The following is a 16,149-nucleotide window of genomic DNA, read 5'->3' as shown; positions in this document are numbered from 1 at the left end:
AACTATTTTGAACCAACAAACAATTACTATGGTGAAAACTAAAAACACTGCTATTATGACTCGAACCAGAATTTTAGAAATCTAGCTCCTAATTGAATACTGAGTCTTTTTACGTCAATATTTTCTAAAACTTAACTCAGTCCATTTACTGCTGTCCAAGTGATAGTACCACTGTAATCACTATTTTGAGGGCGAACCTTAGGAACTGTCAATTTCCATTGGCCTTTACCAACTTTGTTAGTTAAATCAACAATGCCATCCGTCGTAGTATTACCGGTAAATTCAGTCTTTTGGCCCAACTTCGTTCCAGTCTCCACTGGCAGCCAGTCTTGATCTGTTTTCAAATCTAAGCTCCAATTTTTAGTAGTTTTTTTGTTTTTACCGACTAAAGCTTGATTAAACGAAACTTGCACGTTAAAATTCTGCGAACCTGTGGCCGCATTAGTACTGTCAGGGCTAAAATGTTGAATTTTTAAATTCCCCACGGTCGAAGCATTTGTCCCACTATCTTTGGGGATACGAATTTTATCAAACTTGATTTCCGACGGTACTTCCTTAATCGTCAGCACGCCCGTCCGTGTCAAAGTTACATTAGCTTCGGATGATTGCTTAGTACCATCACTACTAGTGCCACTTAATTCACTGTGATTGACTAAATTAACATAATTATCCTGTGCGGAAGTTTTTGCTTGAAAAGTAATTTCAATCGAACTGCCCGGCGGAAAGATCGTTCCGGAAGGGCTGTTCATACTAAAATCTAAGGGCTGTGCTGCGTCAGCAACACTTGGTGTCAAATTATACTTAGTTCCACTAGGATTAGTTAAACTGATTTTGAGACTGCCCGGAACATAGGTTAAACCCGTTGGCAAATGATCACTAAAAGTAATTGGTGAAGTCAAGTTTTGACAGGCATATGACTTATCATCCATTTGATAATCCATTTTAAAATTGATTAGATCACCCGGTTGAAAGGTCGTTGTGGTATTATAGCTTGTTTGTTCTGCTCCTTGAGTTGCTTGCGTTAATTGTCCTTGATACGGCGCATTATAATAATCGCCAAAAGCCACATCTACAGTTTTCGAAACATTGCCCGCGCGATCCACCGTGGCAACGTGTAAAATTTTCGAGCGTCCTTGCGCACGGTAAGCGTCAAAACCCACATTCAAATCATTGATGTTTGGTACCAAATGTTCACCACTTCCGTCCGGACGATCTACATTTGTCAGAGTTACATTACCGTAAGCATCACGGCGTGGCGTGAGTGTTTCCGAAGATTGATCATCAATCTTATATAAATAGCCCCAGACGCCACTTTCCACTTTTTGGTTAATCGCATCCGATTCAATTTCACTATCTGGAAATTGAGCAACATTGGCTTGAATTTTAAAACAATAGACCGACCCATTATCACCATCTTGAGTAGCATAGGAATTGTTAGCTGTCACTTGCTTATCTAATGTAATATGAATTTTGTATGGATCAGTTGGTTTAGTAGCATAAATAGTAGGCGTGTTCGGTGCGGCCTTGTCTTGAGCAGTTTTAATCGTGGCTGAATTAGTCATTGACAAAGATGAAACATAATAAATTGTGTTGACAATAATCCTCGCTTCATCCGGTGTACAAGCTCCCGTAGTATGACCCGTTTGAATCATAGCATAGTTATTTTTGGTAATTAAATAATGATTATTATCACCTAAATCACTAGGCGCTGGATTCTGTCCCACCGCTAATTCGTACAAATTATTAGCACTATTAATCGCAAACGGATGGCTATTTTCTGCGTCCGAATACGGCTGGTCAAATTGCATCCAGCGCTCTGCCTGACCACTATACATATAATATTGGCCAAAAGTGTGCGACTCAGAAATGGTGTAATCGCGATCAATTGGTAATTCATTGGGGTACTCCGTCAAAAAACCGGTATGCACAAATTTCACTTGTTGTGAACCCACACGTGGTTGCACTTGGCCATCAGGCACTTGAACGACTTTAATCCCTAATTTATCGGCTAAATATTTATTAAAGTTGGTATGTTGGCCAATTGAGTGATTGCCCGCCACGACATCATGACCAATAATGACTGCCCGACCGGCATTGCCAAACTTCGCCACTTCCTGACTAGCAGTAGTACTAATATCTTGGTGTAGATTACTATCTCGCGAGCCAAAATAAATGGCATCATATTGGAACGCACCCGAACTATGATTAGCATACAAATAATAATCAGGATTACTGTTAAAATCAGGCAACGAAACTTCCGTTACATTCAACATACTTTCATGAGCTGATGCCGGATCAGGATTCTTATCATAGCCCGTCAACCAACTTTTTAAAAAACGCCCGTTGTGTTTACCATCATCAGGATAAACGTTCAAGACTTTCAAATGGCGCCCGTAATTAATGGGCTCAATAGTCCAAGTTTTGGCACCTTGTAATGCCGAATTAACCTTATAACCACTATTTAACGTATATTTAGAATTAGGAGAACTTAAATCATCCCAGTTCAAAGTAACATCACAACTTTTCGATTGTGGATCCCAAGTACTATGACCCTTTAAACCAAACTTGGATTGTCCATAAGTCGTAGAGTTATAGACCGGCTCGGGAACTGCCGTTCTTGCTAAATTAGAAGCAGCTTTTGTAGGCGTGTGAGCAACGCGAATCGCTTTGGTAGGCGATTGTTGCGTTGTTGGTGTGGACTGAGCAACTGGTTGTCCCAAATTTTGCACTTGGTCAATCATTGATTTTAAATCAGTGCTTGTTTGCTTTTTAGCGGCAACTGCAACTTGAACCGGTTGGGCACTAACTGGTTCTACCCCAACATTAATGCCTAAAAATCCGATCGCCACCACTATGATTGTTTTTTGAATTAGCTTTTGTAATTTAAACATCATTACACCTTTTTTCATCGCAACTGACATTTAGCAACTAAAACCAACCAACTCTGAACTCACATTCGATTCCAGCAAGATTATTTTTTACAATAATTAAAAATATTTCCGAAAATCATTTTCAAAATAGCATTTATTTAATAAATAAAGCCTAATTTTAATTAAAAACACGTGGATTATTTACGTAATAATTTTAATGCAAAATAATTATTAAAGTCAATAAAAATCCAATTACTACGCAAACATTGATTGAAAGAAATAACTTTTTTGATATCGAAGCAAATTTAATTTAATTATCATTTAGAATCCACATATTCTTGTGCGTGAATTTACTTTCTTTCACCAAATAGATTCTTAGTGCCTCTTGTCAGATCTTAGTTTTTAAAAACTATGTAAGTTGCAAATGAAAAAGGTTGGAACAATAACGAGGTTTAAGGCACTATCAAAAGAAAATGTCCGTTGAAATTGACGAACAATCCTTTTTACCTCAACCTCTAATTATTTTGTTCCAGCCTTTGCTAAAATGTCGTTCACTTAATTGATTCCATTGACCACGCTCCAAGTGATGGTTCCTTGATAATCATCACTTTTCGGATGTGTTCGGGGAATGGTTAACCGCCATTTACCGACTCCAATTTGCTTAACAAAATCGACGATACCTCCCTGCACATTACCACTGAATTGCGTTTGTTGACCCAAGTTTGTCGCAGAAGTGACCGATTGCCAACCATTGTCCGTATCCAACTGTAAATTCCACCCCGTTACCGGCGTGAGCAATGAATTACGTAATTGCTGATTAAACGCCACTTGCACATTGAAATGCTGACTAGCAGCAGTAGTCGAACTAAAATGCCGCACTTTCAGATCACCAATCGTTTTAGTATTATCATTGTTGACTGGTGCGCTCTTCACAGTCCCAAAGGCAATCTCTTGGGGCACACTCGTAATTTCTAACACACCAGCCCGCGTCAGCGTTAGATCACTAGTGGCCTTTTGGGATAGTTGATCACTACTCTTGCCCGTCACTTCGGCATGATTGATGATTTGGACTAAATTATCTTGCGCTGACGTTGCAGCTTGAAAAGTTACTTCAATTAAACTCCCCGGTGGAAAAATAGCCATTCCATCTGGACTCAATAAACTAAAGTCCAGTGGCTGATTAGCCTGTAATTGCTGTGGCGTCAAAGTATAACTTTGTCCACTAGTTGTTCGCAGTGTTACCTGTAAGCTGTTAGGCACATACGTTAAGCCGACTGGTAAATGATCACTGAAGTGGATGGGTGCTTGTAAATCTTGATAACTATAAGCTTGATTTTGCATCTGATAATCACTCTTCAACTGGACAGTCGCGCCGGGACGAAAAGTTGGTGTCGTTGAAGCAGCCTGTCCATCCACTTGCCCTGTTGTCGTTAAGGTGCCTTGATACGGCAAATTATAACTATTCAGATTCACCGTTTTAGTTGTGGAAACATTACCCGCCCGATCGACGGTAGCAACATGCAAAAATTGCGAATGGCCGAGTGAACGTTGGGCGGTAAAACTAACTTTTAAATTATTAATATCTGGTGTCAGGTGTTCACCACTCCCATCACTGCGGTCAATGTCGGTTAAAGTAACATTCCCATAGCTATCATGATTGGGCGTCAAAGTGGCGGTAGGCTGATTATCAATTTGGTAGAGATAACCCCAAGCACCACTTTCAACCTTTTGATGAATGGCATCCGAATCTAGTTCTTCATTCCTCCCGGCAACATTAGCCGTAATTTTAAAATTATAGAGATTACCATTATCGCCGTCTTGCGCGTTATAACTCATTCCAGCAGCCACATGCTTATCTAAAGTAATATTGAGGCGGTTCGGATTACCAGGATTAGTATTAGCCAGGGTCACGTCGGGTTCATTGGGCGCTGTTGTATCTTTGGCGGTTTTAATATTAGCGGTATTCGTCGTCGTTAAGGACGAAACATAATAAATGGTATTCACGATAATCCGCGCTTCATCAGGGGTACAAGCTCCTAAAGTGTGACCGGTCTGAATCATCGCATAATTATTTTTGGTAATTAAGTAATGATTGTTATCGCCTAAATCGCTCGCCGCTGGTGTTTGACCACTGCTTAATTCATAAGGATTACTGGCAGCGTTCAAGGCAAAGAAATGACTATTTTCAGCATCTGAATAAGGTTGATCAAATTGCATCCAGCGTTGGGCTTGCCCGCCATAGAGATAGTACTGCCCAAAAGTATGCGATTTGGAAATCGTATAATCTTGATCCGTAGGTAATTCATTAGGATACTCAGTTAAAAAACCGGCGTTCACAAATTTAACTTTGGTCGAGCCTACCCGCGGTTGCACTTGCCCATCGGGCACTGCCACGACTTGAATTCCTAATTTATCGGCTAAATATTTGTTGAAGTTAGCATGTTGTGCTAGCGAATGATTGCCTGCGACAACATCATGACCAATAATCACTGCGCGGCCCGTATTCCCGAACTTGGTCACAGCTTGGCCCGCCACATCACTAATATCTTGATTGCCATTGCTATCTTTGGAGCCAAAAAAAAGAGAATCATATTGATAAGCACCATTTTGATGATTTTGATATAAATAATAATCGGGATTTTTATTAAAAGTCGTCAGTGGCACTTCAGTGATATCTAACAAACTCGAACCGTCAGAGGGATCTTTATCATAGCCAGCAAGCCATTTTTTCAAAAAATTTCCTTTATCCGGATACACATTCAAAACTTTGAGGTGCTTGCCATAATTGATTGGTTCCATCAACCAGCTCGCATTACTCGCTGATGAAGAATAAACTTTATAGCCACCATTAAGCTGATATGGTGCCGCTGGTGCTGTCAAATCATCCCACTTTAACGCCACATCACAGCTTTTCGACTGCGGATTCCAAGTACTCGTACCAGTTAAGCGAAAGTTTGCCGGTTGATAAACCTGCGAGTTATATACAGGTTCACTCATCCGCGTCCAAGGCTCTGTTGCCATCAAACTGGCAGTTGGCGTTTTGCTAAGTTGCTTGCTAGTCCAAGGCAGCAATGACGAAATTTGCGCAGCCACCACTGTGGGATTACAACTTTGCTGATTAAATAAAATAATGCTCACTAAACTAACAGTTACCAAACCCATGAAAATTTGGAAAACTTTTTGCCTTTTTAACATCACTACACCTATTCTCACTGCATCTCTCATGGTTCTCGATGCAAAATTAAACAATTTTTCCAGTAAAGATTTACTTGAAAAATAATACAAATTATCAGTGTCTTTGATATCAAAGAATTTATTTAGCTATAGCATTTAATCAAAAAATAATTAATTATTTTATAAAAAAGTTCAATAAACTGTGTGTGCATCAACTACTACGTAACAATTGATACTCCATTTTAGTGCTCATTAATTCACCAAGTCAATGAAATTTTCCCCTTTAAAAAATCACTTTATTTGATATTAAGGCAAACAAACTGAGTATTTATTGTCAGTAAACCATAATTCATTTAATCTTAAAATCCTTAATAATATTTATGTTATTCTAAGCAGGATAATTATTAGAAAAATATTAAAAAAACACAATTAAAGTTATTCAAACGTCTCTGAACTTTAGTTGTGTTTTTTCAATCAATCAACTTTATGATATTAATTTCTGACGAACTTGGGCGCGAATTTTACGTAAATACCGCGGACTTTTATGAACTTGTTTCGCCAATTGCGTTAGTGGTACTTCTAGAATACAGGCTTGCAAGACTTGCCGTTCTAACGGTGCTAATTGCCGAGCCTTTTGGTGTAACACTACCTGCCAGTCGCTAAGTGCCGTGGTCGTCTGATCTGGTAAATAAAAGAGTTCTTCCACCGACTCATGTTGCTGGCGCTGACTTTGGCGCAACTGATCTTGCGTGCGCCAGACAATCTTTTGAAAAATATACGGTGCAAATTGACCAGCTGATTGCTCAAATTGGACCCACGTCGTGGCATACAGTACTAAGGCATCCTGAAAATAATCTTCATAATTCAGATTATTGCGCCAAACCCCAGCTTGTTTCAAGGCGCCACCAATTAAGCGTTGATTAGTTAAAGCTAAATCAAAACCTTGCTGTAACGAATGTTTCACTAGTTCAAACTCCCATCTTAAGTTTGCACAAGCGCTTGTGTAGCTTTAAGATAACAAGTCTGAACTTCCCATAAAACACGCACTAAACACGACTACCAAAGGATTGAACACAATTTTTTTGAATTAACTACCACTGGTTGTGCGCAACTAATCTGCAACCGCGGGCGCAATTACTACCATAAATAGTGCGCCGCATGTAAATTACTTTGCCAAAAACGCAGTTGCTCTTGCTGCAATTGCTCATTTAAATCCAAGTCGGGATCCTTTAATAAGTGGGTTAAAGACCAGGTCTGAAAACTTTGTAAAAAGTCTTTAACTTCTAAGTATGTGGTTGGTAATTGACGATGTAAGGAGCAGTGACAGTTAATCACCTGCTTCAATAAGCTACTCCAAACGATCGGTTTAAGTTCCAAGCCTAACTCTTGAGCTGCCAGTTCAAATGCCCGCACATTATATTGCGCGTAAAAGCCAGCTTGATGAATTGCCGTCCACAAATCATGCCGGCGGCTATAAGTAAATTGTAATTGCTGTCCGGACTCATCATAAAAAGTTGCTTGTTGGTGTTGAAGGTCTTGTGCACAATCAATCTGCCCGTGCAAACCGACCCAGTCGCTGTTGCCATGACCAATCGCCCCTAATGGAAAATACACCAATGAACCTAAGGACAGCGCCAATAATCGTGAGTGCCCGTGATATTGAATCAAGCGGCGGGTATGGTACAAATCGAAGATATGTTGGTGAAAATAGTTATTCCAAATTTGACGAGTCGTTTGGCGAAGCCCAAAATAGCCCAATTGGCGGTCAAAAATGACGGTTGGATATGCTGCTTGACCTTGTAAATCAAATAAAGCAATGGTTTGTGCCGTTAATTGAAATTCCTGGCGAATGGGTAATTGTTGGTGCGCAATCGCCGTTTTTAACACCTCTTTATTCATCACTGATACTTTGGTTAAATCGTAATCTTTCATATCCCAATACCTCTTCCTTATGATTGGAGCAGCCGCGTGTTAACGGTTGCAACAATAACAATTTAACGCGAATTACTTAAAAAGACTACTCTTTTTGGTAAAAAAGATCACAAAAAAAGACTATTAGCAAAAAATCACTAATAGTCTTTAAATAATTATGATAGTTTAGTGTGTAGAATAGCGTAAAACTGTTGCTTGAGTACTTACAGCCCATTCGTTAGGAGCAACCTTATAATAAGTATTTCCTTGATATTCTACCGACTTATTATAAATCCAGTCACTATTTGGTGCTAAAGCTCGAAGAGGAATTTTGCTAAAACTGCCATCAGAATTTTTTTGCAATAAATCAGCTTCTAAATTATTGATTTGAACAATTCCATCTTTACTGTTACCAGTATTACCGTTCAATTTATCATACTGAGATTGAACTAATTGATAGAATTGATCCATGGAGTAACCCCATTTACTAAACCAACCAATTGGGTCAGTATGACCACCAGCAGAAGGGTGATACTGATTAACCGCATTATGTGACCAAATGGTACCACTACCAGTATGATCAGCCAAGGATGGCTTCAAGCCATATTTCTTTAACATATAAGCGGTAAAGTAAGCTTGATTATTCACTGAACGAGCAAAACCATCATAAGTGTTTTCTTCACACAATTCAATTTGGATAAAGCGTTGGTTCGCCCAATAACCAGCTCCCCAAACACCGTAGTCGGTATTATGAATTTGTAAAATGTGGTTCGCATCCGCAAACGCATGTACATATGTTTGGGCGGTTTGCCATTCGCGGTTGAAGTAGGTTACTTCATCCCAAGCAGTAGCCCCTTGAGTTGCAGTTTCGTGAATAACAACCCCCTCAGGCTTACCAACGCCATTTTCATAGCCAAACATCTGGTCAAAAGTCCCATTGACCTGTTGAATGTTACTTGGTTGAATATTATTGCGTTGGATGTACTCATTAATTGTTTCAGCATGAGCTGGTTGCTGGTTAAAACCAAAGAAAAAAACAATCCCACTTAAAGCTGTTAAAATGAGCATTAATTTTCTTTTAATCATTTTACTTCTCCTCTATCTTTATACTATATATATCTTAGCAAGAATTAAATCAACCAACAATAGATTTAACAAATGTGTAACATAAACGAAAGATATACAGTAATTAATCATAAATTCAAATTTTATATAAAAAAATCTCCAGATTATACACAATCTAGGAGAAAATTAATGATACTTTATTAATTGAAAAATTATTGCATGATAGTTGTATCGTTAGATAATACCCATTGACTACCGTTGGGAGTTCCGGCAACTCGATAATATTGACGTCCGTTCATTGTTTTAATTTTATCGGTTTTCCAATCAGTATTTTTCTGCAGGTAAAGTAATGGAATATTCTTACCAGTATCACCATATATCCAAGCATATGATTCTACATTAGTAATTCGAACAACATGGCGAAAAGTTTGAATTTGTCCTTCGGCTGGAACACCACTTGAATTACTAGACGAGTTACTATTATTTGGTAAAGTAGCATCAGCTGCAGCCGTGTTATCATATTGCGTTAAATTATAAGTGTCGATAATATTATTTAACTTGCTGGCATAAGTGGGATCCGTCGCATAGCGCCCCTGCAACCAAGCTGTTGCATCGCGATAGCTAGTTGTATTCTCACGCCAAGTACCACTGTAATAGGAGCTATCCCAACTGACGCCATAACGTAATTTATCCCCATTATCATTAAAAGATTCCAAATAACTAGGATATTTACGGAAATAGGCATCAACTGAAACGTACTGGCCATTAACCCACTCTAAAGTTGGCATATCCACTGAAGCACCATTATAACTACCTTTAATGCCAAATAAATTATAATTAGGAGCTTGGGATAAAGCCGATGTTCCCCAACCACTTTCCAAAATGGCTTGGGCCATCATGACTGATGGATACAAATTACGAGAATTAGCAGCTTGTTGAGCATAAGGTGCGATTTGCTGAATAAAGGCTTGTTGAGTACTAGTTGTCGCAAAAGTGCCTTCAGTGACCATTTTTGGGCTAATAGCCGGGGTCGCTGCTGGTGATACTGGGCTAACAGTTGGATCACTATTTTGTGTCGAAACCGCATGACCACTATCTTGCGTTGCTTGTGTTGCTTGTGCCGCTGTTTGATCAGTAACCTGTGACTTATTAGCTACTTGTTGTTTTGAATTAACCTGCTCATCACCAATAGTTGATGAGTTATTGTCAGCTGCTTGCGTTAAATTAGCTACACTTGGTAAAACAGAAGTAGTTAACAAAGCAGCTGTTAAAGTTGAAGTTATGAATGTTTTCTTCAAGAAAATCCCTCCAGAATTGATTACACTTTGATACTAATGATTTCACTAAGTAATTGCAAGTTATTCAATCAATTGTAACTAAAATAAAACATACATTTAATAACCGTCACGGATATTATTAAGCAACAAAAAAAAGCCCCCCTGAGGGAGACTTTTCTAGAAGTTTTATTCGAATTATTCAGCTACGGCTTTACCGTAAGTAGAACTTACCCATTCGTTAGGAGCAACTTTATAATAAGTTACACCATCTAAAGTCAACTTCTTATCATAACGCCATTGTGAACCATCAGGAACACTGCGTAATGCGATAGGTGAAATTTTACCATCTTTTAATTCGCCTAATTGATTGACATAAGGCATAACATGAGTATCAACTGTGAAGATACCTTTTTCTTTAACAGCTGCACTATTGGATGTAGATGTTGAAGAACTATCACGTGGTGTGTATGATGCTACATCATCAGCAGAAAGGTATTCATTAGGAGCAACTTTATAATAAGTCTTACCTGTAGCTAAGATTGTTAACTTACCATTTGTATACCATTGAGAACCGTTACCAACAGCAAATCGTAAGTTGATAGCTTTTCCGTTCTTGTCATACAACTGAGAAGCAGGAACATCACTCTTCAATGTAACTACACCATTTAATTTTTCAAGTGTAGAATCTTGGTTAGCATCTGTCAAGTTAATACCTTGATAGAAAGAAACTTGATTGTTTGTAACTGGCAAGTCTTCACCATTAACATGGATTGTCTTGACGTTATTTAAGCTACCATCTTTTGGTAATGTCAAAGTAACTTTTTGGCGGTAAGCTCTAGTAGCACCAGCCACAACATTAGCATTAGTATCATTACCATCTTTAACTACTTTAGTGAAAGTATTAGGGTTATCATATAAATTGGAGTTATCTCCCCAGTCTGAACCAGTATTACCATTCGCTAAAGTAATCTTATTTTCAATAGCAACAGTAGTATTAGCACCTTTATCAAAAGCTGTTACAGCCTTACCATCAGGAGTAACTACAGAAGTAACACCAGCATTGTAACCCATAGAATAATCAGCAATATTAGTTCCACTAACTACGTTAGCTGTTGATGAAGCATTAACGTATAACTTAGTTGCGTTATTATCCTTTGGTGTAACATTTAATGTGAATTTTTGTGACTTAACAGTCTTACCAGAATTAGGATTTACAATATCAAACACAGCAGTTAAAGTACCACCATTAGTCCCTACTGCTTGAATAGCATTTGCATTTTCTGTGATGTCGCCTTTAGCATCCAAAACTTGAGAAACTCGAACTTTATAATTAGCAATATTGGCAACAGGACCACCATCGGGAAGATTTTCATCATTATAATCTTTCTGGAAAGCAGCCAAAAAAGCATCTTTAGTCTTGAACGTAGTTGCACTTGCTAAACTATCTAAAGTAAGAGAATTATTTGATACATCTGAAGCTAAAGCATTTGCAGCATCGGAAGCTTGAGTTGCTTCTTTAGAATTAGCTAAATCTTTAGTAGCAGAAGTTCCAAATAAATTCCAATAATTTGAAACAGCTGTATATTGTGAATCTGATGTATCGTCAGCTTTAACAATTTGTGTACCGGATACAGAGCTTACTGCAGGTGCTGCAATTGGAGCAACAGCTAACAACGCAGCAGCGACAACACTTGCACCCATTAATGAAGTTTTCTTCATAATTGGTATTCCTCCTCAAATTAATCATAATTTATACGATATGGTTATTATATCACAAATTACTTTGATTAGTAAAAGTGTGTAAAAATGATGGTAATTGGTAGTCGTCATGACACACAATAATCAAAGATAGTATACAACCAATATCTTATACCAACAATGTTATTTTAACTCTTAAATAAGCTTTTGCAAGCGATATTGATCAAAAAAACGCGAATATAATCTATTTGTAATTTTTTTGTTACATAATTAACATAACTTGCAAATATACATTATACTGTAACAGTTTTTAATTACTGAATAACGTTATTGAGGGACCAAGTAATTTTGGCGCTATATTGACCACTAACAGGCTTTTGAGAAAGATTCAATTGTGGCCCACCAATTTGTTGATGTTCAGCATTCCACCAACTATCACTAATTACTTTAGTCGTTGCTCCATCAGTATAGTGTTCTATGTTAATAGGCCCTGTTTCAGCAGTAATTGGCAACGAATTGTATTTTAAAATATTATCCAATTTAATTGAACTGTCTTTATCATTAACAAATTTGGTTACTTGTAGGTCCAACTGCCAGTTATTATTCTGAGTAGTATCCGAAACTGACAATTGCCCTGTCATCTTCTTAATAGGAAGTAATTGATTAACAGCAGGAGCAGTATCACTCCCAAAATCCAGCGTAGGCACTGACGTTAAGGTTAATGATCCTATTTTATCGTATGCAACAAAATTACCAGTCATATCATAGTTAATAGGTAATAATCCAAAATATCCACTTAAATCCTGAGTTTTGTTCTTATCAAGTTGATAGACGGAATTATTAACATATAAAGTCGACTTTCGATCAAAAGTTTTCCCCACATCATCATAAGGACCAGCAATTGCAATATCTGGATATCCAGCAGCTACCGCTAAATCAGTAAAATCATTTTTGGTACTAGCAGTTATTTCATAATAATGAAAGCGTCTGATTCTATTGGGAGCAATTTTAATCGTTTGTTGCGTTGCACTACTGTCTGAAGAGTCTTTAGTACCGTTATCTACTGCATAGATAACCACAGCATAAGAAGCAGTATAGTCCATATTCGTAGATGCTGGCGTGGCTATTGTTTGTAAGTCAGCACGATGTAATTCATCGTTAGGGATGGTCAAATTAAAGTGTGTATCCGTGTTAGGAGTAACATTAATAGTCTGTAATTTGTTTTTAGGATCAGTTGGTGGTGCTGTCGGAATAGCAGTCCGGTCATTTATTGTCCTGATTAAATAATAAAAAGTTATTTTAGAACTGTCTGCATCATTAACTGTCCCTGAAAAATTAAAATCCGGTAATTTCTCCGGATATTTATAATCATATCTATATTTCATAAGAGAATTATCAAGCGTCAGAACTGGTGACTGATTAACTATTTTAGTTTGTAAAACATAAGTTTCAGGATTACTGCTGCTACTTCTAGTGTTCATGCCGGTGAAGTTCTGTAGATCCTTAACATTATTAAAGACTTGTCCTTGAGGATGATGTGGTGTTCCTTCAGCAACTAATTGCCATCTGCCAGTAGTTGTGTAAGTGGAATTTTGATCTTGAATAGTGGAACCATCACTAGGAGTTGGCAAGAGATCTATTGCCGAATTAAAGGCATGAAGACCAACCGTGGCTCCTAGCGTTAAGCACCACAGCTTGGGATTATCCACGCTACTATATAAATAGTTATAAGAGTAGTCACCGTCAGCAGGCAAATAATCCTTTTGAACTTGATTAGTATAAGGTATGTTCATTTTCCAACCGCTTAAATTCAAAATTTGCAGATTAGTACAACTAATAAATGGACGAATCATCTCTGTTACTTGATCAGTTTTAAAAGAACCGACATCCAACTTGGTCAAGCTCAAACAATAGGCAAACATATAATTTAAAATCGTTGTTTGACTAGTATCTAAATTATCCAAGCCCTCAAAATCTTTAACATTAATTAATCCACAAAATAGCATTCTAGCATCTGTAGGCGCTTTAACCAAAGGATCGATCTTAACAGTTTGAATATTTCGAAAATATTTAGCAAAATTGCTAACATAATTTTTACGAATATTGTTAGCATTCAATCCTGGATTCATAGCATCAGAAACCTTAAAATCTGCTAATTTGGTTGTTCCAAGTGTTCCTTTATGAATGGTCAATACTCCATCTGTGTTAATATCCCATTTGCACGTTCCTGAAATACCAGATATTGATTCCGTGGGTGCCTGATAAGCATCAGAAGCAGGGATGGTAGACGCACTACTTACTGATATAGAGGAAATTGGCCTTGAACTTTTAGTAACGCTATTTACATCAATATCAGTACTCGTTTGTTTCTGTTTTAAAACTGCTTGTGTCAGTCCTCCATTATGTAAAAGGTTTTGCAACTGTGAGTTTTCACGCTGTACCAAAATAGCAGGTTGTCCAGCCTGAGCTTGCACATTACTCTCACATTCCAAATTTATGAAAGCAATTAATAAAATTATTAACGCCATCGTAATTAACTTCAAACGATAAATAAACTTACAGTTCATTCTAGCACCCCTCATATCGTCTCAAATCAAATTTACATTTCCCCAAATATAAAAATTAACAGTTAAAGTTCAATGAGTTTATCATTAAAATTACAGTAATTTAACTACATTACTAAAGTTTTAAAAGTTAATTAAACAACTCAAAAAAGTTATAAGCAGATACTAATTACATATTTATCTGAGATAGTACTAATAAATATCATTAGTACCTTTAATAAATTTATTTTAAATTATCGTTTTTTAAATTTCAAGCTTTAATAGTGGATAAGAATCCTCAACATTAACGATTTATGATTAGAACAACAAGCTTATTTTCTATAATTTTATCTTAATGAGATAAAAAGTACTCAAGCAATCTAATTAAATTAACAAGTTTAAGATCATCCACTTTTTAATGTGTACTTAATTTTATAGAATTAATACAGATAACAAAATGATATGCATCATAAAATCAGGTCATATTTTTAAAGCTTAGCTTAGGAATAATTTCTTTGATCAATACCATCATCTTTCCATAAATGGAAAATCTAATTTTTCACTTAGATAATTTAGACATAAAATAACCCCCGAAGTTTTTCTAACTTCGGGGGTCACATCAAACAATCTAAAATTTATATTACTTGAATGAGCCAGTATTTGCTAAAATCCATTCATTTGCCGCCACGCGATAATAAGTTTGCCCATTAACAGTAGCTTTTTTGTCAACTTTCCAAGGTGTATTTGCTGCAACTGAACGTAAGTTAATTGCCGTAAAAGTTTCATCTGGACTTAATTTATATAAAACGCTTTGTGTATTACCAACAGTAAACACACCATGCTGTTTTACAATTGAAGCTGCACTCTTGTCAGAAAATGTCACAGCATCTCCTGAAACATATTCATTAGGAGCAACTTTATACAAAACACGACCATCAGTTAATGTTAATTTTTCTGTTGTTTTCCAATCTGTACCTGCAGCTAGCGAAACTAAAGGTACAACTTTACCATTTTTGTCATAAACAACAGCATCTTGATTGTTGATAGTTACTACACCGCTAATTTTAGCATCAGTAGTTGTTGGTTTACTTTCTACAGAATTGTCACTTGAAGTAGTATTCATATCAGGAATATATCCAATATCACTAGCGTTAAAATCTTTCGCTACATTATTAATACTTTGAACGTAAGAATCTAACGTATCACTGATCTCAGTTAGATCTAAGTCTGTTGCCGCATCATTAATATCAGTTTGCCCTTGTGCCAGTAATTGATCTAAAGTAGTTTTGGCATTAGTTTTATCTGTTTCACTAGCATTAGAATCTTTAACTTTATTGACAGCTGTTTGATACGTACTGTTCAATGTGTTTAATGCGTTAGTTTTTGCAGTGTTAGCTTGATCAGCAGTTGCAGCTGGATCTGGAGTAGGATCTGTATTACCACTGGCAACACTATTAATGATATCATCGAAGTCGGCCATTGTATCATTGATAATGGCATTAACAGCATCAACAGTAGTAGCATTTGCTAATTGATTAGGCATAGTAATCGTTCCGCCGTCACCATCATCAATATCACCACCAACCACAGACTTATACTCACTTTCAAGAC

The 16,149-nt window shown here is 37.1% G+C and carries 9 protein-coding genes; all 9 read right to left on the bottom strand.

Going from position 1 to position 16,149, the window contains the following annotated elements; all coding sequences use genetic code 11:
* Positions 1-131: 131 nt before the first annotated feature.
* Complete coding sequence (locus tag AC3B6B_RS07875) at positions 132-2,909, bottom strand: hypothetical protein (protein WP_489758106.1); 2,778 nt, start codon at positions 2,907-2,909, stop codon at positions 132-134.
* A 516-nt stretch (positions 2,910-3,425) separates the two neighbouring features.
* On the bottom strand, positions 3,426-6,065 hold the full coding sequence (locus AC3B6B_RS07870) for a hypothetical protein (RefSeq protein ID WP_489758105.1): 2,640 nt from the start codon (positions 6,063-6,065) through the stop codon (positions 3,426-3,428).
* Between the two features lie 463 nt (positions 6,066-6,528).
* Positions 6,529-7,008 (bottom strand): sigma-70 RNA polymerase sigma factor region 4 domain-containing protein, encoded by a 480-nt coding sequence (locus AC3B6B_RS07865; protein WP_489756667.1) that lies wholly within the window; start codon positions 7,006-7,008, stop codon positions 6,529-6,531.
* Positions 7,009-7,181: 173 nt separating this feature from the next.
* Entirely contained in the window at positions 7,182-7,976 is a 795-nt protein-coding gene (locus AC3B6B_RS07860; RefSeq protein WP_489756668.1) for a hypothetical protein, read from the bottom strand.
* Positions 7,977-8,141: 165 nt separating this feature from the next.
* Positions 8,142-9,041, bottom strand: coding sequence for a peptidoglycan recognition protein family protein (locus AC3B6B_RS07855; RefSeq protein ID WP_489756669.1), 900 nt, complete (start codon positions 9,039-9,041; stop codon positions 8,142-8,144).
* Positions 9,042-9,232: 191 nt separating this feature from the next.
* On the bottom strand, positions 9,233-10,318 hold the full coding sequence (locus AC3B6B_RS07850; RefSeq protein ID WP_489756670.1) for a glycoside hydrolase family 73 protein: 1,086 nt from the start codon (positions 10,316-10,318) through the stop codon (positions 9,233-9,235).
* 174 nt (positions 10,319-10,492) lie between these two features.
* A complete protein-coding gene (locus AC3B6B_RS07845; RefSeq protein WP_489756671.1) occupies positions 10,493-12,016 on the bottom strand; it encodes an SLAP domain-containing protein in 1,524 nt (507 codons plus the stop codon).
* A gap of 293 nt (positions 12,017-12,309) precedes the next feature.
* Positions 12,310-14,562 (bottom strand): BspA family leucine-rich repeat surface protein, encoded by a 2,253-nt coding sequence (locus AC3B6B_RS07840; protein ID WP_489756672.1) that lies wholly within the window; start codon positions 14,560-14,562, stop codon positions 12,310-12,312.
* Between the two features lie 616 nt (positions 14,563-15,178).
* On the bottom strand, positions 15,179-16,149 hold a 971-nt coding region (locus AC3B6B_RS07835; RefSeq protein WP_489758104.1), incomplete at its 5' end, for an SLAP domain-containing protein.

The organism is Bombilactobacillus sp. ESL1197 (genome assembly GCF_058107145.1).
This window is presented reverse-complemented; position numbering and strand designations above follow the sequence as displayed.